General features: G+C 64.8%; 21 protein-coding genes. 10 read left to right on the top strand and 11 right to left on the bottom strand.

From position 1 onward, the window contains the following. Positions 1 to 112 precede the first annotated feature (112 nt). Positions 113 to 745: an isoprenylcysteine carboxylmethyltransferase family protein gene (locus LCM4576_RS12485; protein WP_041009961.1), complete on the bottom strand. Its 633-nt coding sequence runs from the start codon at positions 743 to 745 to the stop codon at positions 113 to 115. A gap of 216 nt (positions 746 to 961) precedes the next feature. Between LCM4576_RS12485 and LCM4576_RS12490 the strand changes: the two genes are divergently transcribed. The 3 genes from LCM4576_RS12490 to LCM4576_RS12500 all read left to right on the top strand — a co-directional run bounded on the left by LCM4576_RS12490 (position 962) and on the right by LCM4576_RS12500 (position 4,336). Then, complete coding sequence (locus tag LCM4576_RS12490) at positions 962 to 1,747, top strand: hypothetical protein (protein WP_071032370.1); 786 nt, start codon at positions 962 to 964, stop codon at positions 1,745 to 1,747. A gap of 379 nt (positions 1,748 to 2,126) precedes the next feature. Next, a complete protein-coding gene (locus LCM4576_RS12495) occupies positions 2,127 to 2,804 on the top strand; it encodes a winged helix-turn-helix domain-containing protein (protein ID WP_071032371.1) in 678 nt (225 codons plus the stop codon). 158 nt (positions 2,805 to 2,962) lie between these two features. Next, complete coding sequence (locus LCM4576_RS12500) at positions 2,963 to 4,336, top strand: HAMP domain-containing sensor histidine kinase (protein ID WP_071032372.1); 1,374 nt, start codon at positions 2,963 to 2,965, stop codon at positions 4,334 to 4,336. 7 nt (positions 4,337 to 4,343) lie between these two features. On the opposite strand, the gene LCM4576_RS12505 is transcribed toward LCM4576_RS12500, so the two are convergent. Next, positions 4,344 to 5,213 (bottom strand): helix-turn-helix domain-containing protein, encoded by an 870-nt coding sequence (locus tag LCM4576_RS12505; RefSeq protein ID WP_071032415.1) that lies wholly within the window; start codon positions 5,211 to 5,213, stop codon positions 4,344 to 4,346. A 106-nt stretch (positions 5,214 to 5,319) separates the two neighbouring features. Here LCM4576_RS12505 and LCM4576_RS12510 point away from each other — a divergent pair, with 106 nt between their 5' ends. The 5 genes from LCM4576_RS12510 to LCM4576_RS12530 all read left to right on the top strand — a co-directional run bounded on the left by LCM4576_RS12510 (position 5,320) and on the right by LCM4576_RS12530 (position 11,639). Next, the gene (locus tag LCM4576_RS12510; RefSeq protein WP_071032373.1) at positions 5,320 to 6,588 is read left to right on the top strand and encodes an ABC transporter substrate-binding protein; all 1,269 of its coding nucleotides are present in this window, start codon (positions 5,320 to 5,322) and stop codon (positions 6,586 to 6,588) included. Between the two features lie 178 nt (positions 6,589 to 6,766). After that, complete coding sequence (locus LCM4576_RS12515; protein WP_071032374.1) at positions 6,767 to 7,627, top strand: carbohydrate ABC transporter permease; 861 nt, start codon at positions 6,767 to 6,769, stop codon at positions 7,625 to 7,627. Beyond that, complete coding sequence (locus LCM4576_RS12520) at positions 7,624 to 8,460, top strand: carbohydrate ABC transporter permease (RefSeq protein ID WP_071032375.1); 837 nt, start codon at positions 7,624 to 7,626, stop codon at positions 8,458 to 8,460. The genes LCM4576_RS12515 and LCM4576_RS12520 overlap by 4 nt, the downstream gene beginning before the upstream one ends. Positions 8,461 to 8,471: 11 nt before the next feature. Continuing rightward, complete coding sequence (locus LCM4576_RS12525; RefSeq protein ID WP_071032376.1) at positions 8,472 to 9,557, top strand: ABC transporter ATP-binding protein; 1,086 nt, start codon at positions 8,472 to 8,474, stop codon at positions 9,555 to 9,557. A gap of 54 nt (positions 9,558 to 9,611) precedes the next feature. After that, positions 9,612 to 11,639: an aldo/keto reductase gene (locus LCM4576_RS12530; protein WP_071032377.1), complete on the top strand. Its 2,028-nt coding sequence runs from the start codon at positions 9,612 to 9,614 to the stop codon at positions 11,637 to 11,639. Positions 11,640 to 11,860: 221 nt separating this feature from the next. On the opposite strand, the gene LCM4576_RS12535 is transcribed toward LCM4576_RS12530, so the two are convergent. Then, positions 11,861 to 12,289, bottom strand: coding sequence for an Lrp/AsnC family transcriptional regulator (locus tag LCM4576_RS12535; RefSeq protein ID WP_041012382.1), 429 nt, complete (start codon positions 12,287 to 12,289; stop codon positions 11,861 to 11,863). Between the two features lie 130 nt (positions 12,290 to 12,419). Here LCM4576_RS12535 and LCM4576_RS12540 point away from each other — a divergent pair, with 130 nt between their 5' ends. After that, positions 12,420 to 13,523, top strand: coding sequence for a saccharopine dehydrogenase family protein (locus tag LCM4576_RS12540; protein WP_071032416.1), 1,104 nt, complete (start codon positions 12,420 to 12,422; stop codon positions 13,521 to 13,523). Between the two features lie 38 nt (positions 13,524 to 13,561). Here the strand turns inward: LCM4576_RS12540 and LCM4576_RS12545 are convergent, their stop codons facing one another. The 5 genes from LCM4576_RS12545 to LCM4576_RS12565 form a co-directional block, all read right to left on the bottom strand. Continuing rightward, positions 13,562 to 14,449, bottom strand: a complete 888-nt coding sequence (locus LCM4576_RS12545) for a glycosyltransferase (protein ID WP_131803245.1) — start codon at positions 14,447 to 14,449, stop codon at positions 13,562 to 13,564. A 21-nt stretch (positions 14,450 to 14,470) separates the two neighbouring features. Continuing rightward, positions 14,471 to 15,883, bottom strand: coding sequence for a dihydrolipoyl dehydrogenase (lpdA, locus tag LCM4576_RS12550; protein ID WP_071032379.1), 1,413 nt, complete (start codon positions 15,881 to 15,883; stop codon positions 14,471 to 14,473). Positions 15,884 to 16,120: 237 nt separating this feature from the next. Continuing rightward, entirely contained in the window at positions 16,121 to 17,431 is a 1,311-nt protein-coding gene (locus LCM4576_RS12555) for a dihydrolipoamide acetyltransferase family protein (protein WP_071032380.1), read from the bottom strand. Between the two features lie 15 nt (positions 17,432 to 17,446). Continuing rightward, positions 17,447 to 18,460: an alpha-ketoacid dehydrogenase subunit beta gene (locus tag LCM4576_RS12560; protein WP_071032381.1), complete on the bottom strand. Its 1,014-nt coding sequence runs from the start codon at positions 18,458 to 18,460 to the stop codon at positions 17,447 to 17,449. Between the two features lie 2 nt (positions 18,461 to 18,462). Beyond that, entirely contained in the window at positions 18,463 to 19,695 is a 1,233-nt protein-coding gene (locus tag LCM4576_RS12565; RefSeq protein WP_071032382.1) for a 3-methyl-2-oxobutanoate dehydrogenase (2-methylpropanoyl-transferring) subunit alpha, read from the bottom strand. Positions 19,696 to 20,024: 329 nt separating this feature from the next. Between LCM4576_RS12565 and holA the strand changes: the two genes are divergently transcribed. Next, positions 20,025 to 21,071 carry a DNA polymerase III subunit delta gene (holA, locus tag LCM4576_RS12570; protein ID WP_071032383.1) on the top strand — a complete coding sequence of 349 codons (1,047 nt, stop codon included), beginning with the start codon at positions 20,025 to 20,027 and terminating at the stop codon, positions 21,069 to 21,071. 55 nt (positions 21,072 to 21,126) lie between these two features. Here holA and LCM4576_RS12575 read toward each other — a convergent pair whose 3' ends face one another. The 3 genes from LCM4576_RS12575 to LCM4576_RS12585 all read right to left on the bottom strand — a co-directional run bounded on the left by LCM4576_RS12575 (position 21,127) and on the right by LCM4576_RS12585 (position 24,023). Continuing rightward, entirely contained in the window at positions 21,127 to 21,906 is a 780-nt protein-coding gene (locus LCM4576_RS12575) for a DUF2182 domain-containing protein (RefSeq protein WP_071032384.1), read from the bottom strand. A gap of 134 nt (positions 21,907 to 22,040) precedes the next feature. Then, entirely contained in the window at positions 22,041 to 22,667 is a 627-nt protein-coding gene (locus LCM4576_RS12580) for a DUF1326 domain-containing protein (RefSeq protein WP_071032385.1), read from the bottom strand. Positions 22,668 to 23,129: 462 nt separating this feature from the next. After that, positions 23,130 to 24,023 carry a ParB/RepB/Spo0J family partition protein gene (locus LCM4576_RS12585; protein ID WP_071032386.1) on the bottom strand — a complete coding sequence of 298 codons (894 nt, stop codon included), beginning with the start codon at positions 24,021 to 24,023 and terminating at the stop codon, positions 23,130 to 23,132. Positions 24,024 to 24,073: the final 50 nt, after the last annotated feature.

Here is a 24,073-nt window from a genome sequence, read left to right on the forward strand (position 1 = left end):
GCTCCGCTCCTTGCTCCGCCATAGAATGACGACCGGACAAGCGCCTCAGCCAATCTCCAACGCATGCCGCTTGCCGGCAAACATAGCCGCCGGTCAAATCCGCGCCGCGCAACTAATAGACCGTGAAAAGCGTCGGCAGGTCCCCGCTGAGGCGGAAATATTCCACCGCCTCGATGATCGGGAACAAAGCCAGGAAATAGAGCCCGTCGCGGAACGTGTTCCGCAGCGCGCTCGTCGAAAACAGCCACTGCGCCTCGTCGCGGTAAAGCAGCGGATTCGGCCAGAAGGACGGCGTGCGTTCGGCATAGGCCGCGTAGACCGCGCCGAATTTGCCGGCGAGGTACTCGGCCTCCTTGCGCGCGGTGAAGCGGAAGACAAGGAAGCTCGCCAGGCCGAGCATTGCGGCCGCYAGCACCGAGCCGAACATCAGCCCGATGCCGGCCGCGCCGACGGTCGAGAAGAAGTAGAGCGGGTTCCGGGTCATCGAGAACGGACCGGAGACGATCAGCTCGTCATTCTTCCTGCCGCCGACGAAGAGGATGCTCCACAGCCGGCCGAGGAAACAGATCAGCACCATCGCGAAGCCGATCGTCTCGACGATCTCGTGCCCGTCCGAGCCTTCGGCCAGCGCCGGCTTGCTGAACAGAAGCAGGATCAGGGCGAGCACGGCGGCCACCTGAACGACGATCAGGCGCTTGTGCTGGTCGAACGCTTTCGGCGCCGATTTGAGGGACGTGTAGGCCATTCTTTCTCACCGCTCCGGTGCCGACGGGGACACCGAGGCTTCTCTAGCCCTTCCGCTCCGCGCTGACGAGGCCCGTCCAGTGTTTTTGGCCGACCTTACGAATTTGTAAGCGCGCGGACAGGCTGCGGTGAATTCCCATCCCTAGGCTGATTGCCACCGGTTGTCGGCTTGAACAGAGCGCCGACGACCGGCCCTTACAGGACAACAGCCATCGCCATGATCACGGCAATCGACGAATACAACTCCGAGCTGAACCGGGTCCCGGACGTCACTCTCGATTTCTGGCTGATCAAGGTCATGGCGGTGACCATGGGCGAGACGGCGGCCGATTATCTCGCCGTCAATCTCGGCCTCGGCCTCACGGTCACGTCGCTCATCATGACCGGCATTCTGATTGTCGCGCTCGCYCTGCAATTCGCGCAGAAGCGCTACGTGCCCTGGGCCTATTGGCTGGCGGTCGCGCTGATCAGCATCGTCGGCACCCTGGTCACCGACAATCTCGTCGACAATTTCGGGGTGCGGCTGGAGACGACGACCATCGTCTTCTCGGTCGTCTTGGCGCTGACTTTCATCGCCTGGTACGCCAGCRAAAGGACCCTGTCGATCCACACCATCTTCACCACCAGGCGCGAGATCTTCTACTGGCTGGCGATCCTCTTCACCTTCTCGCTCGGCACAGCGGCCGGCGATCTGATGGCCGAGCGCTTCGACCTCGGCTATCTCACCACCGGCCTCATCTTCGGCGGCGTGATCGCGGCGATCGCGCTTGCGTGGTTCTTCCTTGGCCTCAACGGCATCCTCGCCTTCTGGCTCGCCTATATCCTCACCCRGCCGTTCGGCGCCTCCTTCGGCGACCTGCTTTCGCAGCCGGCGGAATATGGCGGCATGGGCTTCGGCACCACCTTCACCAGCCTGGCCTTCCTCGGCTGCATCGTGGTCATCGTTCTCTATATGACGCTGAAGAGGCTGATCGACGAGGACGAACAGGCCCTGCTCGATTGAAAGCGCTGCACAGGGATTTTGACCGTCGGCTCTGTTTGCGTTGGCTGGCGGCATGCGTTGGAGATTGGCCGGAATGYCCATCGCGATCGTTGGGGGCGGCAACCGCGTCGTGCTTGTCGCTAAAACGGCTCTCGCAAAAATGTGTAGCGGTCTTCGCTCCGGCAACGCGTAAAAACAGATGGTTAGAGCATGATCCCGAAAAGTGGGAACCGGTTTTCGGAGAAAGATCATGCTCCAACAAAGAGTTAGATCGTGAGGGCGATTCAACGAAACGCCATCACGATCTAGAGCAAACGAGGACACAGAGGCCGGCCTGGAAAAAGCCGCAGCCGGCGCTACCATGCCGGTCAGGTTGAGGCGGCAAGGACAGCACGGGGCGATGCGACTTCTGCTTGTTGAGGACGATCCGAGAACCGCCGACTATATCGTCAGGGGACTGACCGAGGCCGGCCATGTCTGCGATTTGCTGCGCGACGGCCATGACGGCCTCTTCGCCGCGACCCGCAACGCCTATGACGTGATCGTCGCCGACCRCATGGTGCCCGGCCTCGACGGCCTGTCGATGATCAAGGCGGTGCGTGCCGCCGGCATCCGCACGCCTGCCATTTTCCTGACTTCGATCGGCGGCGTCGACGACCGCGTCGAGGGCCTGGAAGCCGGCGGCGACGACTATCTGGTCAAGCCCTTCGCCTTTTCCGAACTGCTTGCCCGCATAAACGCGCTCGGCCGCCGGCCGGCGGCGCAGGAGCAGAAGACGGCGCTGYGCGTCGCCGATCTCGAGATGGACCTGATCCAGCGCCGCGWGACCCGGCGGGGCCAGCCGATCGACCTGCAGCCGCGCGAGTTCAGCCTGCTCGAAGTGCTTATGCGCGGCGAAGGCCGCGTCATCACCCGCACCATGTTGTTGGAGCGCGTCTGGGATTTTCATTTCGACCCCAAGACCAGCGTCGTCGAGACGCATATCAGCCGGCTCAGGGCCAAGGTCGACAGGCCCTTCGACGTGCCGCTGATCCACACCGTGCGCAACACCGGCTACAGCCTCCATGTTCCGGCTTGAAGCGGTTCGGCATTTGATAGATTCGCCGACCTGCTCTAACTCTCTGTTTTCCCGCAATTCCGGAGGAAAACCGCTATGCGCTTCTCCTGGAATTGCCGCAGGAGGTTTGAACGCATGCGCGGCTCCGGGATCGGCGCGTCGCCGGTCATGAGTTTGGGATGAGCGAGGCCCGCTCCCGCCTGTTGCGCAGCACGCCGTTCAGGCTGGCGCTGACCTTCGCCTTCCTGTTCCTGCTTGCCTTCATCCTGTCCGGCGCGGTCGTCTATCAACTGATGAGCGCCTCRCTTGCCAAGCAGCTCGACCAGTCGATCAAGGAGACCTACTCCCTCATCGCCGCGACCCATGCCGAGAGCGACGAGGAGGATCTCGTCTCCACCGTCAGGGACCATGCCCAGTTCAGCCAGGACAAGGACGAGATCTTTTCCCTCACCGATCGGAACGGCAACGGCCTCGCCGGGGATTTCGCCGCCGCCGGCCTGCCGGACGGCTTTTCGATGTTCGCTGCCAACTTGCCGGGTGTGCCGCCAGGCACCGAATACCGYGCCTACTCAGGCACGGTCGGCGACAACAATCTGACGGTCGCCTTCTCGCTTTCGGAAACCGAGGATCTCGAAAGGATTGTGTTGATGAGCTTCGGCTGGGCGACGCTCTTCATCACCGTCCTGGCGATCGGCGGCGGCGCGGTGCTTGCCTCGCGGGTCCAGCGGCGCCTCGACGGCATCGCCAGCACCATGGTCGACGTCTCGCATGGCCGGCTCGGCGCGCGCATCCCGCTGATCGGCAATGGCGACGACATCGACGCCGTCTCCGCCCAAGTGAATGCGGCGCTCGAGCGCCTGTCGGCCCTGGTCGACGGCATGCGCGAAGTGAGCGCCAACATCGCCCATGATCTCAAGACGCCGCTCAACCGGCTGCAGATGATCCTGGAATCCGCCGCCGACAAGACGGTGTCGGGTGAGGACGTCTCGACCGAGCTGACCGACGCCCGCGCCGAAAGCCAGCAGATCAACACCACGTTCGACGCGCTTCTTCGCATCGCCCAGATCGAGGCCGGCGCCCGCAAGGCGCGCTTCGTCGATCTCGATGTCGGGCCGGTCGTCGAGACCATCGGCGAAGTCTATGCCGATGTCGCCGAGGATGACGGCAAGTCCCTGTCCACGATGATCGTTCCGGATGCGAAATGGTATGTGCACGGCGACCGCGACCTGCTCATGCAGATGCTGGCCAATCTGGTCGAGAACGCGCTCAGGCATTGCCCGCCGGGCACCGCGATCGAGCTGTCGGTGACCGGCGGAGGCGGCCACGTCCTCATTCACGTCCGCGACAATGGCCCGGGCATCCCCGCCGAGGAGCGCGAAAAGGTGTTCCGCCGGCTCTACCGGCTCGATGCCAGCCGCACGACGCCGGGCAGCGGCCTGGGCCTGAGCCTTGTCAAGGCGGTGGCCGACCTGCATGGCGCCGAGATAGTGCTCGAGGACCGCAATCCGGGTCTCGGCGTCACCGTCAGCTTTCCGGCCGTCGCGTCCGCCTGATGATCCGCTACCGCGCGGCGGCCGCCCGGCGGAAATCGGAGGGCGACATGCCGGCGAGCTTGCGGAACGATTTGTTGAAGGCGCTGAGCGAACCGAAGCCCGATTCCATGGCGACCCTCAGCACATTGGCGTCCTCATGCATCAACAGCGCCTGCGCGTAGCTCAGGCGCAAAAGGTTGACATATTCGTTGAGCGTCATGCCGGTCGATTTCTTGAACAGGCTCATCGCGTATTTGGGATGGATGTCGGCGGCCGCGGCGATCGTCACGCAGTCGATGTCGTAGAGGAAATTCTCGGCGATGAAATCGCACATGCGCCCGACATTGCGCGAGGACTGCTGGTCGAAGGCATTGCCGGCGCCTTGCCCGGCCAGCCTTTCCGGCACCAGCCGGTAAGGCTCGAAACGCACCCGCTCGAGCCGCAGCAGCAGCTCGTTGACGGCGTGCTCGGCCCTGGCCGGATCGCCCGAGCGCGCATATTCGTTCCAGCGCTTGAAATTGTCGTTGTCCGACTGGTCGGTGGCGTCGGTCACCAGCGTCGCGCCGGTCATCAGCCGGTGGCGTATGTCGGCCGGCAGATGCAGGCGGAAGAAATGCACCAGAGGCAGATGCGCGCCGGCATAGATCGCGTCGTCGGAGAGGTCGTCCATCTGGTGCGGCAGGCCGCCCCAGAACAGGCACATCTCGCCGGCCGAGAGCGCGATCTCGTGCTCGGYCATGCGGTAATGCACCGATCCCCGGACGATGAAGTTCACTTCCACCTGGGCGTGCCAATGCGRCTTCAGCATCACCAGCGGGTGGTTGTGGAACATCTGCAGCATGAGCGGCAGTCCTTCGACGCTGCTCGCGCCGGGCTGGTAGAACGGACGCTCCGGCATCTTACTTTCCGCCAACTTCTTATTCCCTTCGACGGGGACAAGCCTTCCGCGCCGCATAGTCTAGCCACGCTCACAGTGAGAGAGCAAATGAAATGGGAGGATTTCAATGCGCACTACACTGACCTGCGCCGCGCTTATGCTTGCCCTGGGTTCCGGCCCGGCCCTGGCGCAGTCCGGCGAGATCACCATCTGGAGCTGGAACATCGCCGCCTCGTCGCTGAAGGCGACGATCGAGGGCTTCAACAAGAAATACCCCGACATCAAGGTCACCGTTCAGGACCTCGGCAACCAGCCGACCTACGACAAGTCGATCGCCGGCTGCGCCGCCGGCGGCGTCGGCCTGCCCGACATCGTCTCGATCGAGAACGGCGAGGCGGAGAACTACTGGAGCCAGTTCCCCGACTGCTTCGTCGACCTGCACACGCTGGGCTACACGGCGGAAGACCAGAAGAAATTCCCCGACTTCAAGCGCACCGAGCTCGAAGTCGGCGACAAGGCCTATGCCATGCCCTGGGATTCCGGCCCGGTCGCCGTCTTCTATCGCCGCGACTTCTACGAGAAGGCCGGCGTCGACCCGGCTTCGATCAAGACCTGGGACGATTTCATCGCCGCCGGCAAGAAGATCCAGGCCGCCAATCCGGGCGTCTCGATGACCAATGCCGATTTCAACGGCGACACCGAATTCTTCCGCATGATCTCCAACGAGCAGGGCTGCGGCTATTTCGCCGAGGACGGCCAGTCGATCACCGTGGCCGAGCCGAAATGCGTCGACGCCATGACCAAGGTCAAGGAGATGAAGGACGCCGGCATCGTCTCGTCGGCCGACTGGTCGACCAAGATCACCAACAACACCGCCGGCACCGTCGCCAGCCAGGTCTATGGCGGCTGGTATGAGGGCACGATCCGCACCGAATCGCCGAAGGAAAGCGGCAAATGGGGCGTCTACCTGATGCCGAGCCTGACCGCCGACGGCCCACGCGCCGCCAATCTCGGCGGCTCGTCCTTGGYCATCACCTCGGCCTCGAAGAACAAGGAGGCGGCTTACGCCTATCTGAAATACACGCTGGAGACCAATGAGGGCCAGATCACCATGCTGAAGGATTTCGGCCTGGTGCCGTCGCTGATCTCGGCGCTCGAGGATCCTTACGTCGCGCAGCCGCAGCCCTATTGGGGCGACCAGCCTGTCTGGAAGGATATCCTGGCGACGCTCCCCAAGGTGGTGCCGAGCCGGGGCACGCAATTCCAGAGCGACGCCGAGATCATCCTGCGCGCCGTGCAGACCAAATACCTGGCCAACGGCTACCCCGACGCCAAGGCCGCGCTCGACGACGCCGCCAAGCAGATCGCCGCCGCGACAGGTTTGCCGGTTAAGTAAGCACCGCCTCCCCTTCTCCCCTTGTGGGAGAAGGTGGATTGGCGCGCAGCGCCAAGACGGATGAGGGGTGTTGGACGGATTGCCGTCGTTGCCAAGCTGGAACACCCCTCATCCGGCCGCTTCGCGGCCACCTTCTCCGGCAAGGGGAGAAGGGAAAGATAGGGAAAGGAGGAAGCCAATGCGCACAYAGAACGCCACCGCGTACCGCTTCCTCACGCCCTATCTCCTGATCTTCGCCATCTTCTGGATCTGGCCGATCATCTCGTCCTTCCTGATCTCCTTCMAGGCGACGCGCACCGTGCCCTGGCGCTTCGCGCCGACGTTCAACTGGGGCCGCCTGGTCGGCGACCCCGCCTTCTACAACGCGCTGAAGAACACGCTGCTGATCCTGGTCATCCAGGTGCCGGTGATGATTGCGCTGGCGATCGTCAYGGCGGTGCTTCTGAACTCGCCATTGCTCAAGGYGCGCGGCCTCTATCGCTTCGCCTTCTTCGCTCCGGTGGTGGTCGGCGAGGTCGCCTATTCGGCCGTGTTCCGGCTGATGTTCAGCCTCGATTTCGGCATCGTCAACAAGCTCCTGGAGAGCGTCGGCCTGGCCAAGATCGACTGGTTCTCCAACGTCACGCCGGCCATGGCGCTGATCATGATCGCGGTCACCTGGCGCTGGGCCGGCTACAACGCCATCATCATCCTGGCCGGCCTGCAGTCGATCCCGGAGGACGTCTACGAGGCGGCGACGCTCGACCGTGTCAGCAAACTAAGGCAGTTCTTCTACATCACGCTTCCGTTGCTCAAGCCCGTCATCGTCTTCTGCGCCGTGCTGTCGATCATCGGCACCATGCAGCTCTTCACCGAGCCCTTCCTGATCACCGAGCGCGGCGGGCCGGGCGGCGGCACCGAGACGCTGGGGCTGCTGCTCTACCGCCAGGGTTTCCGGTCGCTCAATTTCGGCTACGCCTCGGCCGTCGCCTACACCATGGCGGGCCTGGCGATCGCCATCACTTTGGTGCAGCTCTGGCTGACGAGAGAGCCGAAATGACCTCGCGTTCGCAAAGACGGCTCGGGCGCAGCGTCCTGCTCCATCTTTTCCTGACGCCGCTGGCGCTGGTCTGGCTGTTCCCGCTGTGGATGATGGTGGTGTTCTCCACCATGCCCGACAACGGCATCTTCAGCCCCGGCATCGAGCTTCTGCCGCACGACAATTTCCTCGACAATGTCGCCAATCTGCAGCGCGACACCAATTTCATCGGCGCCATCGGCATCTCGGTCTCGGTGGCGGTGACCTACACGGTGCTTTCGGTGCTGCTCACCTCGATGGCCGGCTGGGCGCTGGCGCGCTACGAGTTCCACGGCAAAGGCGCGGTGGTCGCCATCATCTTCGGCACCATCACGCTTCCCTATGCGGTGGTGCTCATCCCGCAATTCATCATGGTGGCGCGCGACTTCGCGCTCGCCAACACCTGGATCGCGCTGATCGTGCCGCCGCTGTTCAATTCGCTGGGCGTGCTCTTCATGCGCCAGGCTTTCTCGATGATGCCAGCCGAATTGTTCGACGCGGCGCGCGTCGAGGGCGTCAAGGAATGGCGGATCTTCCTGTTCGTGGCGCTGCCGCTGGCCCGCCCAATGCTGGCGGCGCTTGCGATCATCCTCTTCCTCGCCTCGTGGAACAACTATCTCTGGCCGCTTTTGATCAACAGCCAGCCGGGCGCGATGACGGCGCCGGTGGCGCTGGGCACCCTGATCGGCCTGACCAAAGTGTCCTGGGGCGGCATCATGGCCGGAGCGGTGATGCTGACCGTGYCGATGCTCATCGTCTTCGTGCTGTTGCAGCGCCATTTCATCGCCGGCATCGCCGCCGGCGCGGTCAAGTAGGAAGGAGCGCAATGGCGGCCGTCACCCTCACCAATGTCATAAAACGCTTCGGCAACTTCGAGGTCGTGCACGGCGCGAACATCGACGTCGCCGACGGCGAGTTCGTCGTCTTCGTCGGCCCCTCCGGCTGCGGCAAGTCCACGCTTCTCAGAATGATCGCCGGGCTGGAGGACATCAGCGGCGGCGACATCGCCATCGGCGGCAAGGTGATGAACGATGTTGAGGCGGCCGACCGCGGCATCGCCATGGTGTTCCAGTCCTACGCGCTCTACCCGCATATGACGGTGGAACAGAACCTCTCCTTCGGACTCCGCATGAACGGCAATCCGAAGGCCGACACCGAGCGCCGTGTGAAGCGCRCGGCCGAGATCCTGCGCATCGACGAATTGATGCAGCGGCGGCCGAAGCAATTGTCCGGCGGCCAGCGCCAGCGCGTCRCCATCGGCCGCGCCATCGTGCGCGAGCCGCAGGTTTTTCTCTTCGACGAACCGCTCTCGAACTTGGACGCCGAGCTGAGAGTCCAGATGCGGGTCGAGATCTCTCRCCTGCACAAGGAGCTCGGCGTCACCATGATCTATGTGACGCACGACCAGACCGAGGCGATGACATTGGCCGACCGCATCGTCGTGYTGAAGGCCGGCAATGTCGAACAGATCGGCGCGCCGCTCGACCTTTATGACGACCCGGCCAACCGATTCGTAGCCGGCTTCATCGGCTCGCCGAAGATGAATTTTCTCAGCGCCAAGGTCGTCGACACGTCGAACAGCGCCGCGATCATCGAGCTTGTCAATCACGGCGGCGCCAGGCTGCGCAAACCGCTTTGCGAAGCCTTTCCAGCCGTCGGCGCCGAGGTGGTGCTCGGCGTCAGGCCGGAGCATTTCTTCGAGGCCGGCGAAGGCGATTGCRACATTCCGGTCAAGGCCGACGTCGCCGAGCATCTGGGATCCGTGAGCTATGTCTACGCCAATGCCGGGCCCGAGGAGCTGATCGTCGAGCGCGAGGCCTCGCGGCAGCGCGCCAGCGGCGATCATTTCACCGTTTCGATCAAGGCGGAACGCGCGCTGCTTTTCGACAAGGCGGGCGCGAGGATCCGCTGACTTTCATTTCCGCCCGATCCCCAAGGCGTGGCGGCGACCCATGGAGAATTCGACATGACAACTGGAAAAATCCGCTGGGGCATTCTCGGCCCCGGCAGCATCGCAAAATCCTTTGCCGGCGGCGTGGCGGGGTCGCGCACCGGCGAGCTGGTGGCGCTCGGCGCCCGCAATCCCGCCAAGCCGGGCCTCGCCGAAACCTTTCCGGGCGCGCGCATCCTCGACGGCTATGAGGCGCTGCTCGCCGATCCCAACGTTGACGCCGTCTACATTTCGATCCCGCATCCCGGCCATGCCGAATGGGCGATCAAGGCGGCCGAGGCCGGCAAGCATGTCCTATGCGAGAAGCCGTTGGCGCTCACCGCCTTCGAAGCCGACGCCATGATGCACGCCGCGCGCAAGGCCGGCACGTTCCTTGGCGAGGCCTTCATGTACCGGCTGCACCCGCAGACGCTGCAACTGGTCGAGCTGATCCGCTCCGGCGCCATCGGCGAGGTCCGCATGATCAAGTCGAGCTTCGGTTTCRCCATGCCGGGCTTCATGCCCGAGCACCGGCTCTACGCCAACGACCTTGCCGGCGGCGGGATCCTTGATGTCGGCGGCTATCCGGTGTCGATGGCGCGGTTGCTCGCGGGCGCCGCGATCGGCCAGCCTTTCGCTGAGCCCGACAAGGTCGTGGGCGCCGCCCATCTCGGCCAGTCCGGTGTCGACGAATGGTCCTCGGCGCTGCTGCATTTCCCTGGCGGCATCGTCGCCGAAGTCTCCTGCAGCATCTCGCTCGACCAGGACAATGTGCTGCGCATTTTCGGCACCAAGGGCCGGATCGAGGTGCCCGACTTCTGGTTCGCCGGTGGCAACCGCGATGTCGGACCGGGCCGGATCGAGGTGATCCGGTCCGGGGCGGCTCACGAGGTGATCGGCCTCGACGAAACCCGCCACCTCTATTCCTTCGAGGTCGATGCCGCCGGCGAGGCGATCCTGGCCGGGCGGCAGGAATTCGCCTGGCCGGGCATGTCCTGGGCCGACAGCCTCGGAACGCTGCGCGTACTCGATAGATGGCGCGCCGCCGTCGGCCTCGAATACGAGATCGAAAAGCCGGCTAAGCGGGTCACCACGCTCTCCGGYCGGCCGCTGCGCACCGATGGYAAGGCTATCGCCAAGCGCGCCATTCCCGGCCTGCCGAAACCCGTTTCGCTTTTGGCGCTCGGCTTCGAGGATTTCCGCAGCTTCTCCTCCGGCTCGATCCTGCTCGACGCCTATTTCGAGGCCKGCGGCAATCTGTTCGACACCGGCTTTGTCTATGGCGCCGGCTACACCGAGACGCTGCTTGGCCAGTGGCTCGCCAATCGCGGCGTGCGCGAAAAATCGGTGATCATCGCCAAGGGCGCGCATTCGCCGCTCTGCTATCCCGACGTTATCGCTAAGCAACTGGCACAGTCGCTCGACCGGCTGCGGACCGATCATGTCGACATCTATTTCATGCACCGCGACAATCCGGACGTGCCGGTCGGCGAATTCGTCGACGCGATGGACGCAGAGGCCAAGGCCGGCCGCATCCGCGGCCTGTTCGGCGGCTCCAACTGGACGATGGAGCGCATGGACGAGGCTATTGCCTATGCCGAGAAGAACGGCAGGCAGAAGCCCGGCGCGCTCTCCAACAATTTCTCGCTGGCCGAGATGCTGGAGCCGATCTGGGCCGGCTGCGTGACTTCCTCGACGGATGCGTGGAAGGCCTGGCTGGCGGCCATGCAGATGCCGAACTTCGCCTGGTCGAGCCAGGGCCGCGGCTTCTTCACCGAGCGCGCCGGCCGCGACCGAACCGACAATGAAGAGCTGGTGCGGGTCTGGTATTCGGAAAAGAATTTTGCCCGCCGCGACCGCGCCATCGAGTTGGYGCGCAAGCTCGGCAAGAGCCCGATCCACGTCGCGCTGGCCTATGTCTTGGCCCAGCCCTTCCCCTCGGTCCCGCTGATCGGCCCGCGCACGCTGGACGAGCTGGAGGACAGCCTCAAGGCGCTTGATATCAAGTTGACGCCGGAGGATGTGGCCTGGCTGGACGAGGGGCCGGAGAGGAGGAGGGCTTAGGGGAAAACCAGAGGCGTCGTGTTCCTTCGCCCCCTCTCTGCCCTGCCGGGCATCTCCCCCTCAAGGGGGAGATTAGATGTCACGCCGGCTTTCGCTAATCGCCACCGTTGCAAGGGGAGCGCCGGCGCGGAAACTGCCAATCTCCCCCCTTGAGGGGGAGATGTCCGGCAGGACAGAGAGGGGGGCCTCGCGCCAGCGCTTGGAAATGAGCGGCTGCCCCCTCACCGATCCACCCGCGTCGACAGAATGATCGACGATGACGTCCGCTCCACCCCATCCATCGCTCCGATCCTGTCGAGCAGCGCGTCGAGATCACGGATCGACGGCGCGTCGACGATGACGATCATGTCGAAATTGCCGCTCACCGAATGCACGGTACGCACCGGCGGCATCGCCTCCAGGGCGCGCACCACCTTGTCGGCGAGCTTCGGCGTGACCGTGAGCAGCACATGCGCCTTGACCAGCCCTTGCTCGTAGTCGGGCGACAGCCGAACGCCATAGCCCGTGATGATGCCGCGCTGCTCCAGCCGCTCGATGCGGCTCTGCACCGTGGTGCGCGACACGCCGAGCTGTCTGGCGAGCTCGGCGGTGGAGGCCCGCGCATTGGCGCGCAGCAAGGTGAGCAGGGCCTGTTCGGCTTCAGTGATCATTCCAACGAAACCTTTCGGCAAATCGCTCAAACTTCAGCTTCATATTGCCAGATTTCACGCTTTCTTTCGACAGGCAAGCTGCGATGATTCCCGCCGAATTGGCCCAAATCGAAATTGCGGGGAATTGATCATGAAGAACATCGTTGTCGTCGGCGCCGGCAAGATCGGCTCGACCATTGCCGAAATGCTGAGCGCCACGGGCGACTATTGCGTCACGCTCGTCGACCGCTCGGCCGCCCAGCTCGTCGCCGCCGAATTGCCGGCTGGCGTCGCGACGCAGGRACTCGATATCGCCGCCGCCGGCGAACTGGAAAGGATCCTTGCCGGCAAGTTCGCCGTGCTGAGCGCCGCGCCCTTCCACCTCACCACGCGCATTGCCGAGGCTGCCGCTGCCACCGGCGTGCACTATCTCGACCTCACTGAGGACGTGGTCTCGACCCGCCGCGTCAAGGAACTGGCGCGCGACGCCAACAGCGCTTTCATTCCGCAATGCGGCCTGGCGCCGGGCTTCATCTCGATCGTCGCCAACGATCTCGCCAGCCGTTTCGACACGCTGGAAAGCGTGCGCATGCGCGTCGGCGCGCTGCCGCAATATCCGTCCAACGCGCTGAACTACAACCTGACCTGGAGCACCGACGGCGTCATCAACGAATATTGCGAGCCCTGCGAGGCGATCGTCGAGGGCGAGCTTATCGAAGTGCCGCCGCTGGAAGAGCGCGAGGAGTTCTCGCTCGACGGCGTTACCTACGAGGCCTTCAACACCTCGGGCGGCCTCGGCACCTTGGCCGAGACGCTGAAGGGCAAGGTGYGCACGCTGAACTACCGCACCATCCGCTACCCCGGCCACGCCGCGATCATGAAGGCGCTGCTCAACGACCTCGGGCTCCGCCACCGCCGCGACGTGCTGAAGGATATCTTTGAAAGCGCCCTGCCGTCGACGCTCCAGGACGTGGTCATCGTCTTCGTCACCGTCTCGGGCCRCCGCAACGGTCGCCTGCTGCAGGAGACCTACGCCAACAAGATCTATTCGCAGCGCGTCGGCAACCTCGTGCGCAGCGCCATCCAGATCACCACCGCCTCCGGCATCTGYGCCGTGCTCGACATGCTGRCCGACGGCTCGCTGCCGTCCAAGGGCTTCGTGCGCCAGGAAGACATCGCCCTCGACGCCTTCCTCGCCAACCGCTTCGGCCGCGCCTACGCCCAGCACGAGATGGTGAGCCGGYTGGCGAGCTGAGCTGCGCCCTTCCTCGGGCAATGGACGCCCGCGGCTGGCTACTGTTTGCGCAGGATCAGCGGCTGACCTGAGATAAACCGCATGAGGTTTCCCAAGGTCCGCGGGGCTTTCGCGGTTCTTCCAACCAACGTAGCCGCTTCGCGCTGCGCGACGGTGACCGCCGGCAGCCTGGGAGAAAGGCCGTGCCGGCCCACCACGAAGGAAGGCATATCTATCGRCTTGCCCCTGAGGACATTGGCGACGTTGTTGTCATGCACGACGATGCACCATTGGGCGCCATGGGCGCTCGCCACGACGGTGTTGTAGCGGGCCGACATCTTTTGATGATGGTCGCTGTAGACGCCTTTCATCGCTGGTGATCTCGTTTCGACCAGGGCACCGAATGCCGACGTGACGTAATCGTGCTGGGTGTAGCGACCCGTCGCCACGTCGAAATTCTGTCCCTGCGGGAAGGCGATGTAGAGTGGCTGTTCGCCGACCGTGYCCCTGGCGATCTCTCTGCGCGCATAGTGGTCAACCCGCTCCATGAAGTCGRGCGCCAGCGCATCGTCACTGTCCAGCCGCGCGACGCAGACGAACGCGGCGTCCGTGTCGGCTTGGACGAACGCATTGAACCGCTCATTATGTCCTTCGCCCGGCTTTACAAGGACCGRCCGGACGTCGACCTCGGCGACGCAGTCGCAGACCATGCGCATGTAATTCTCATGCGTATCGGCGTCGAACGCGACCAGCACGGTAAAGTCTCRCATCGTCTGGCTTTCCAATGACGGCGCGCAATAAGTGTCGAACAGCGCCAGACGCTCGACCAACCAGACGGGATCGAGATTGGCCCGGCCGGTCCCATTCCATTGGCTTGGCTTGAAGCCGGTCGGCGCATTGTATCGGATCGCAATGTACTTTTTCAGGTCCATGTCGCGCAAAGACACCAGCGCGATCCGATATGCAACCTAAACATGCAGCGCATGTCCGAGCGCCTTCAGCGCCGCTTCCTGGAATCCCTCGCCMTGCGTCGGATGCGCATGGATGGTGCCGGCGATATCCTCCAGCCGCGCGCCCATCTCCAGCGCCAGGCCGAACGCCGCCGACAGTTCCGATACGCCTTGCCCGACCGCCTGAATGCCCAGCACCAGATGATTGTCCGCGCGAGCAACCACGCGGACAAACCCGTCCTCGCCCTRCTTCGTCATCGCCCGGCCGTTGGCGGCGAAGGGGAACTGGCCGATCTTGATCTCGCCGGCGAGCGCCTTCGCTTCGTCCGGTGACAGGCCCGCGGTGACCAGCTCGGGATCGGTGAAGCAGATCGCCGGAATGGCGCGCTTGTCCCAGCTTCTTTTATGGCCGGCGACGATCTCGGCCACCATCTCGCCCTGCGCCATGGCGCGGTGCGCCAGCATCGGCTCGCCGGTGACGTCGCCGATGGCATAAATGCCGCGCATCGAGGTGYGGCACTGGTCGTCGATGCGGATGAATTTTCCCGCTTTGTCGAGGTCGATCTGCTCCAAACCCCAGCCTTCGGTCAGCGGTTTGCGGCCGACCGTGACCAGAATCTTGTCAGCGGCGACCTTGGYGCTCTTGCCGTCCGATGTCTCGACCAGCAGCGCATCGCCCTTGCCCGCCTGTCCCTGGGTCGACAACCCCTTGGCCTTGGCCCCGGTCATCACCTCGACGCCGAGCTCGCCAAGACGTTTGAGCACCGGCCTCGTCAGCTCCGCGTCATATTGCGAAAGCACGCGCGGCAGCGCTTCGACCACGGTGACCTTGGCGCCCATTTTGGCAAAGGCCATGCCCAGCTCGAGCCCGATATAGCCGCCGCCGACGACCGCGAGCTTCTTCGGCACTTCGCCGAGCGCCAGCGCCTCGGTCGACGAGATCACCGGGCCGCCGAAAGGCAGGAACGGCAGCTCGACTGGCGCCGAGCCGGTGGCGATCACCACCGTTTCGGCACGGATCACTTGCGTGCCGGTCTCGGTTTCGACCTCGACCGTCTTGCCGTCCCGGAAGGTTGCCCAGCCCTGCACGGTCTTGACCTTGGCTTTTTTCAGCAGCCCGGCAACACCGCTGTTGAGCCGGCTAACGATACTGTCCTTCCAGGCGACGGTTTTCGCGAGTTCCAGGGTCGGCGCGGCGACCTTGATGCCGAGCGGATCCTTGCCACCGGCGATATGCGCGATCTTCTCGAATTCCTCCGCCGCATGGATCAGCGCCTTGGACGGAATGCAGCCGACATTGAGGCACGTGCCGCCCGGCTTTCCGGCCTCGACGATCACCGTGTCGACGCCGAGCTGTCCGGCACGGATGGCGCAGACATAACCACCCGGCCCGGCGCCGATGACGAGCAGCTTGCAGGAGATTTCTTTCATGACGTGACCCTTCGATCCGAGGAAACGTTCCGTCGAGATCCTTCGCGCCCCCCTCTGTCCTGCCGGACATCTCCCCCACGAGGGGGGAGATTAGAAGCTTCGGCGCCTCGCTCATTCCGGGAGCGCTGGTGATTGGCGAAAGCCGGCGTGACGGCCAATCTCCCCCCTTGTGGGGGAGATGCCTGGCAAGGCAGAGGGGGGCGCTGTCCCGCCGACATCTCCATCGTCACGCCCCCTCTAATCCACAAAGATCAGCGCCGGCGTCTCCAGCAGCGCCTTGATCCGCTGCACGAACACCGCCGCATCCCAGCCGTCGATGACGCGGTGGTYGAAGCTGGACGACAGGTTCATCATCTTGCGCGGGATGAACTGCGTGCCGTCCCACRCCGGCCGCACCATGATCTTGTTGACGCCGACGATCRCCACTTCCGGATAGTTGATGACCGGCGTGGTCGCCACGCCGCCCATGGCGCCGAGCGAGGTGATGGTGATGGTCGAGCCGGAAAGCTCCTCGCGGCTCGCCGTGCCGGCCTTGGCGGCGTCGGCCAGCCGGTTGACTTCCACAGCACTATCCCACAGGTCGCGCGCCTCGGCATGTTTAACCACCGGCACCACCAGCCCGTTGGGCGTCTGCGCGGCGATACCGATATGGATGCCCTCATGCTGGTGGATGATGCCGGCCTCGTCATCGAACAGCGCGTTGAGGTTGGGCTGCTCGGCGATCGCCTTGACCATCGCCCGCATCAGGAAGGGCAGCAGCGTCAGCTTCGGGCGATCTCCACGCTTGTCCTTGTTCAGCGTCGCGCGCAATTCCTCCAATGAAGTGACGTCGATCTCCTCGACATAGGTGATGTGCGGAATGCGCGCCTTCGCCAACGACATCTTTTCGGCGATCTTGCGCCTGAGCCCCACGACCTTGATGTCCTCGACACCGTCCTTCCGGGCAAGCCCGGTGGCGCGGGTAAGCTGCGGTCCGCGCGCGACGAACGCGTCGATGTCCTCATGGCTGATGCGACCGGCCGGGCCGCTGCCCGGCACCTGGCGCAGGTCGATGCCGGCTTCCTTCGCCCGCAAGCGGACGGCGGGCGAGGCCAGCGGCTTCTCGCCTTCCGCGCGCGGCGCGCCGGAGACGGAGGCGGGGCGCGCGGCCTGCGGCGCGGCGGCTGGCGAAACCTTAGCCGGCGGATCGGCTGGCTTTGGTGCGGGCTTCGGCGTGCTCGGCTGAGCTTCCGCTTTCGGCCCGGCCGACTTGGCGGTAGCCTCGGCCTTCGGCGCGTCGCCGCCACCCGCTTTCACATTGCCTTCGCCGGCCACCTTCAGCCGCACGATCGGCGAGCCGATCGCCACCGTGTCGCCGATCTCGGCGCCGAGCCAAAGGATCTCGCCGTCGACCGGCGACGGGATCTCGACGGTCGCCTTGTCGGTCATGACGGCGGCGAGAACCGTGTCCTCGCGCACGAGGTCACCGACCTTGACATGCCATTCGACGAGCTCGGYCTCGGCGACGCCTTCGCCGACATCGGGAAGCTTGATGACGTGTTCGCCCATCTCAGGCCTCCCCCTCTAAGCTTCCAATGTCTCGATAAGCGCGCGCCCGACCCGCGCCGGGCCGGGGAAATAGTCCCACTCCTGCGCATGCGGGTAGGGCGTGTCCCAGCCGGCGACCCGTGCCACCGGCGCTTCCAGATGGTAGAAGCAGTTCTCCTGCACCAGCGAAACCAGCTCGGCGCCGAAGCCGGAGGTCAGCGTCGCCTCATGCACGACGACGCAGCGGCCGGTCTTCCTCACCGAGGCGACGATCGTGTCGAGGTCGAGCGGCAGAAGCGTCCTGAGATCGATCACCTCGGCGTCGATGCCGGTCTCCTCGGCCGCGGCCTGCGCCACATAGACCATCGTGCCGTAGGCGAGCACGGTGACCGCCGATCCCGGCCGGCGGATCGCCGCCTTGCCGACCGGGATCGTGTAATGGCCATCGGCGACCTYGCCGAGCTCATGCTTCGACCAAGGCGTCACCGGCTTGTCGTGGTGGCCGTCGAATGGGCCGTTATAGAGCCGCTTCGGCTCGAGGAAGATGRCCGGGTCCGGATCCTCGATCGCCGCGATCAGCAGCCCCTTGGCGTCATAYGGATTGGAGGGCACGATCACCTTCAGGCCGGAGACATGGGTGAACAGCGCTTCGGGGCTCTGGCTGTGCGTCTGGCCGCCGAAAATGCCGCCGCCGGTCGGCATGCGCACCACGATCGGGCAGGTGAAGTCGCCGTTCGAGCGGTAACGCAACCGCGCCGCCTCGGACACGATCTGGTCGTAGGCCGGATAAACATAGTCGGCAAACTGCACCTCGACACAGGGTTTCAACCCGTAGGCTGCCATGCCGATGGCCGAACCGACGATGCCGGATTCGCTGATCGGCGCATCGAAGCAGCGGCTCTTGCCGTATTTGGCCTGCAGGCCTTGCGTGGCGCGGAAGACGCCGCCGAAGAACCCGACATCCTCGCCATAGACGATGACGCGTTCGTCGCGCCCCATCGACACGTCCATGGCGTCGCGGATGGCCTCGATCATGGTACGCCTGGGCATGGTCAGACCCCCGCCTGCTGGCGCTGGCGCCTGAGATGCGGCGGCATCTCGGCATAGACACCCTCGAACATGTCGCGGGTCGACGGCTTGCCGCCGGCATGCAGCGTGCCKTGGCTCTCGGCCTCCTTCTGCGCGGCGATCACTGTCTCGAGGATCTCGGCCTCCGCCTGGGTGTGGCGATCCTCGGACCAGGCGCCTTTCTGGATAAGATGGTTCTTCAGCCGGATGACCGGATCGCCGAGCGGCCAGGCATCCGATTCGGCTTTCGGCCGGTAGGCGGACGGATCGTCGGACGTCGAATGCGCGCCGACGCGGTAGGTGACATATTCGACCAGCGTCGGCCCCAGATTCCGGCGCGCCCGCTCGACCGCCCATTTCGCCACCGCATGGACGGCGAGATAGTCGTTGCCGTCGACGCGCAGCGAGGGAATGCCGAAGCCGAGCCCGCGCGCGGCGAACGTGCCGGAGCCGCCGCGCGCGATGCCCTGGAAGGTCGAGATCGCCCACTGGTTGTTGACGACGTTGAGCACGACAGGCGCCTTGTAGGTCGAGGCGAAGACCAGCGCCGCATGAAAATCGGACTCCGCCGTCGAGCCGTCGCCGATCCAGGCCGCGRCGATACGCGAATCGTTGGAGATCGCCGAGGCCATGGCCCAGCCGACCGCCTGGATGTATTGCGTCGCCAGATTGCCCGAGATCGAGAAGAAGCCGTGCTCCTTCGAGGAATACATGACCGGCAGCTGCCGGCCCTTCAGCGGATCGGCCTCGTTGGAATAGATCTGGTTCATCATCGAGACCATGGGATAGCCGTCGGCGATCAGCAGACCTGCCTGTCGATAGGTCGGGAAGTTCATGTCGCCGGGCTTGAGCGCCTTGCGGAAAGCGCAGCTCACCGCCTCTTCGCCCAGATGCTGCATGTAGAAGGAGGTCTTGCCCTGGCGCTGCGCCATCTGCATGCGCGCGTCGAAGGTCCTGAGCGTCATCATGTGGCGCAGGCCTTCGAGCAGTTCCTGGTCGCTGAGCAGCCCCGCCCACGGCCCGACGGCTTCGCCGGCGCGGTTCAGCACGCGGATGATGGAGAAGGCCATGTCGCGGATGCCGCGCGGATCGACGTCGATCTCCGGCCGCGGCACCGAGCCGGCCTTGGGAATGGTCACATTGGAGAAGTCGGGCGTGCCGCCGGGCCGCACCTCGGGCTCGGGCACATGGAACCGCAACATTCCAGCATCGGCCATGAGCTCACATCCTCCAATGTTGCCGGTGCGATAGTGGCATATCCGCGCCGCCAGACCAGTGCGATTTCACCAGGCCTCGGCAYGGCGTTCCTCCCCGGCCGCCGGCCTCGGCCAGCCGATGCGGCGCGCAGGCTCAAGATGCAGATATGGCGACGAAATTTCTTGTCGATGTTTTTGCCCGGCGCGCAATTTGGCGGAAGTTTGCGGGGCGGTTGGAGCCAGAAAAGTAATGGCGAGGTTGGGGGCCGGGCACGGCCTCTCCTTCTCCCCTTGACGCTGGCGCCGCTTCTCCGTTCACTCCGCCCCCAAGCCATGCTAACCCACCGCGCATGGCACAGAAGAAAGGATACGAGGTCGATTCGTGGCTGGCGAGGCCCGATCCCTCCATGGCGATCGTCCTGCTTTACGGCCCGGACCGCGGCCTTGTCGCCGAGCGGGCGAAAGCCTTCGCCGCGAAAACCGGGCTGCCGCTCGACGACCCCTTCTCGGTGGTCAAGCTCGACGGCGCCGAAGTCGACCGCGACGCGGGGCGGCTGCTCGACGAGGCGCGCACCGTGCCGATGTTTTCCGACCGGCGGCTGCTTTGGGTGCGCAACGCCAGCGGCCAGAAGGCGCTGGCCGACGACATCAAGGTGCTGACCGCCGAGCCTGCCCGCGACGCCATCATCCTCATCGAGGCGGGCGATCTGAAGAAAGGCACGGGCCTCAGGGCCATCGTCGAGGCCGCCGGCAACGCCGTCGCCTTGCCTTGCTATGCGGATGAAGCCCGCGACCTCGATACGGTGATCGACGACGAATTGCGCAAGGCCGGCATGTCGATGACGCTGGACGCCCGCCAGGCGCTGCGTCGTAATCTCGGCGGCGATCGCCTCGCCTCGCGCGGCGAGATCGAGAAGCTGGTGCTCTATGCGCACGGCAAGAAGGAAATCGACGTCGACGACGTCAACGCGCTGTCCGGCGATGTCTCCGGYGCTTCCTTCGACGCCGCGGTCGACGCCATGCTGGACGGCAAGGTCGGCGATTTCGACATCGCTTTCAACCGCCACTGCCAGTCCGGCGGTCATCCCTTCCTGGTGCTGTCCTCGGCGATGCGCCAGCTGCAGGCGATCCAGGTGATGCGCGGCCAGATGGAGAGCGGCGGCCGCAACGCCGCCACGGTCGTCGCCGGCGCCCGTCCTCCGGTCTTCTTCTCGCGCCGCAAGCTGGTGGAAAAGACGCTGGAGCGCTGGACTGTCGAGGCGCTCGGCCGCGCGCTCGGCCGGCTCCAGACGGCGGTGCTGCAGACACGCAAGCGGCCGGACCTGTCGGAGGCGCTRGCCAGGCAGGCGTTGCTCGGCATTGCGATCGAGAGCGCGAGGCTGGGGCAGCGCGGCTGATCTCCTTCGTGGGTAGGCTGCGCCCTATCCTCCCGCCCCAGAGCCGCCTTCCCGCTCAGTTCATCATCATCGCGTCCGTCGCCTGGAAGGTCGGCAGGGCTTGCGGAAAGACCAACACCGCTGCGCCGTAAAGAAGCAGGGCGACGCCCGACACCTTCGCGATCAGCTCTCCATAGGGAAAAGTCTTCTCCGCAAAGACCAGCAGCGTGACCGCCGCCATTGCGGCGATGTTCATGATCCCGAGCGGGAAAAGCGCCAGGAACAGAAGCCAGCAGCAGCCTAGGCAAAAGAGCCCATGCTGCAGGCCCATGCGCACCGCGCCCAACTGACCATCGCGCCATGAGGTCAGGATGAAGCCGATCGGCGTGCGGCATTTGGCGAGACACAGGTCTTTCAACGGCGAGAGCTGATAGGCGCCGGCTGCCATCARCAGCGCGCCGCCGATGCGCGCGGCCGTCGCCGCGGACAGTCCCACATGCCCGGCAAGCATCTCCGCGCCCGCCGCGGCGGCAAAGGCTAGAACGCCCGTCGCCGTCCAAACCAGCATGTAGCCGGCCACGAACACCCAGGTCGAGACAAAGGCCTGGCCGCGGCCCCGTTTGCCGCTCTGGACCTGGTGAAAGGTCAGGATCATGGGCGCGGCCGCCGGAAACATCATGGCAATCATCATGATCAACCAGACGGCAAGAAACAGCGCGGCCGTCATGCCCATGGTGGGCGAGACCATGCGCATGCCGGCGTCCATGCCGGTCTGCTGCCGGACGAGCAAGGCCCACGCCGCCGCCGCCGCGGCGATCAGCAGCGCAAGGATGATGTTTCGCTGCAGCGTCAGCATCGGCAAGCCCGTTCCGACCAGAGCAATTCCAGGAAAAGTGTGAGCGGTTTTCCGTCAGGAATTGCGTCAAAACAAAGAGATAGAGCGGTTCGCCRTTTCCGTGAAACGGTGAAACGCTCTAGGCAGGGCAAGCGCTATTGCTGGCCGGACCAGTTGATCGGCGCGTAATGCCCGTTGCGGCGGGAATTGTCCCAACTCATGCCGTGATCACTGAAGGTGCTGCCTTGCGCCCCCATCGCCATACCCAACCAGTCGGGATTGACGGGATGTCCGGAGGCCACCCACATCTCGCCGTCCTCGCGCATGGTCGGCAGCGGTTCGACCGCCAGCCGCGCCACGCCCTCAATGGCCGCCGACCGCTTCTTGCCGTCGACCCGGTAGTCGATCGGCACCTTCTTCGCTCCGAGGTTGGTGCTGATCATCGGCGCGAAGGCAGCCATCGGACCACCCGCGGCGCCGGTGAAGATGGCGCCCAGCGCTTCCGTCTGGCGGTCATCGGCCCGTCCATCGATATAGGCGGCGGCCGTCCAATTGCCTTCCGCCATCGGCCCCGGCGTGTGGGCGACCATCGCGACGTTGAGCCCATCCAAGCGAACGTCGCCGAAATTGCCCTTGTCGATATGAAAGACCAGGYCGACGTCGCAAACGCCTTTGGTCGGCTTCGATGTCAGCTGCGCGTTGGTGGACAGCAGGCAAGGACACACGACATCGCAGCTACAATTTTCGAAATAGCTTCCGGACAATTGCCAGCTGACTGCCATTTACACCTCCCGTTGTATCAGGCGGGTCGGGCATATCGCTTTGGCGAGCGGTGCCGTTTCACGATGTCGGAACGGCCGATAGCCCTCATCGCGACGGATCGGCACGCCAGGGCATGATTTAAGTTCGAGCTAATATAGGGTACGCCGTTGCCTCGGACTGTCAAGCCGCAGGCGCCGGCGTCAAGGGATTGCTCGGGCCCAGATGGTGACGTCGGCGATTGGCGAATGCAGGGGTGCCGGCCGGCTGGCAAGCCAGAGGAGCGCTGTCCCGCCAGCCTCTGCCCTGCCGGGCATCTCCCCCAAGGGGGAGATTGGCCGTCACTACCGCCTTCGCCAATCATCTCCGAAATGGAAAAGGGCCGGCGTACCGCCAGCCCTTCCTTGTCTATCACCGATATATCAGGCGTATCCAGCTTAAGCCAAAACCTCAGCTACAGCCAAATACAGTTACGCCGCAGCCGCCTACCGCTCGTCCTTCAGCCGCCGGCAGAGCTCGTCGAGCTGCTCGAGCGAGCGGTAGTCGACGCGGAGCGTGCCGCCCTTGGCCTTGTGCTCGATGCTGACGATCATGCCGAGCGTGTCGGTCATCAGCTTCTCCAGCGCCAGCGTGTCGGGGTCCTTCTCCGGCGCGCTCGCGGCGGACTTCGCCTTGGCCGGCGTCGGACCGGCGGGCGTCTGCGCCAGCGCTTCGGCCTGGCGCACCGAAAGCCCCTCCTTGACGATGCGCTTGGCAAGCCCGGCCGGATCCTCGGCGGTGACCAGCGTGCGGGCATGGCCGGCCGACAGGTCGCCATCGACCAGCATCGAATGGATGACGGGCGGCAGCTTCAGCAGGCGCAACGTGTTGGCGACATGGCTGCGGCTCTTGCCGATCACCTGGCCGAGATCGGCCTGGGTGTAGCCATGCTCGTCGATCAGCTGCTGGTATCCCTGCGCCTCCTCGACCGGATTGAGGTCGGCGCGCTGCACGTTCTCGATGATCGCCAGTTCCAGCGCGGTGCGGTCGTTGACGTCGCGCACGATCAGCGGGATCTCGGTAAGACCCGCGCGCTGCGCCGCCCGCCAACGCCGCTCGCCGGCGATGATCTCGTAGCGGCCCGGCTGCGAAGGCGAGGGGCGCGCCACGASCGGCTGCACCACGCCATGCTCGCGGATCGACTGGGCAAGGTCGGTGAGTTCRGCATCGCCGAAATGCCGGCGCGGGTTCTTCGGGTTCGGGCTGACGAATTCGATCGGCACCTTGCYGTCCGCCGCCACCACCGCGCTCGGCTTTTCCGGCGCCGCCGGACGGTCGATTTCGCCGATCAGCGCCGCGAGGCCACGGCCCAGTCTTTTTCTTGATTGGTCTTCGCTCATTATACTATCCAGATCGTTTCGGAATCGAATTGGCTGATTAACCAAAGCCG

The organism is Mesorhizobium sp. LCM 4576 (genome assembly GCF_001854815.1).
Classification (GTDB): Bacteria; Pseudomonadota; Alphaproteobacteria; order Rhizobiales; family Rhizobiaceae; genus Mesorhizobium; species Mesorhizobium plurifarium.